Below are 493 nucleotides of genomic sequence, written 5' to 3'. Positions count from 1 at the left end.
TGGCACGCCGGTGTGGATGGCCTCGAGCGGCCCGGCCGGGCAGTTCCAGCGCCTGGTGCTGGCGCAGGACACGGGCAGCGCCATCGTCGGCGCGGTGCGCGCCGACTACTTCACCGGCTGGGGCCCGGAGGCGGGCGAGGTGGCCGGCCGGCTCAAGCAGGGGCTGCGGCTGTGGGCGCTGTGGCCGCGCTGAAAGGGCGGCTGCACACCGCACTGCAAAAAAGTGAGCTGCCAGCGCTTGCTGCAGCTTGTTCTTACACTGTTTATATTTGAAACGCTGAGCGGGCGCGCGCAGCCAGCTCCCGTTTCGATAGTGGCAGCGCGGCGTCAGCGGTCTTGTTCGACCAGGTAGCGCGCGACGACCGGCGGCGCATCGCCGGTGTGGAATGCCAGCTTACGCTCGCGCAACACCACGTCGGAAGCCGTCACGCGGTCGAAGCGGCGCAGGTGCTCGGTCCACGACTCGTCCGTGACCTGCTCGACGTAGCGGGCC

2 protein-coding genes are annotated in these 493 nt (G+C 69.4%); one reads left to right on the top strand and one right to left on the bottom strand.

The features are described from left to right. Positions 1-193 (top strand): 3D domain-containing protein (locus tag B2J89_RS21710; RefSeq protein ID WP_240965119.1); only part of this gene is annotated, 193 nt, incomplete at its 5' end. A gap of 134 nt (positions 194-327) precedes the next feature. On the opposite strand, the gene B2J89_RS21705 is transcribed toward B2J89_RS21710, so the two are convergent. Then, on the bottom strand, positions 328-493 hold a 166-nt coding region (locus B2J89_RS21705), incomplete at its 5' end, for an MFS transporter (protein WP_205763933.1).

The organism is Acidovorax sp. SRB_24, from assembly GCF_012931925.1.
This window is presented reverse-complemented; position numbering and strand designations above follow the sequence as displayed.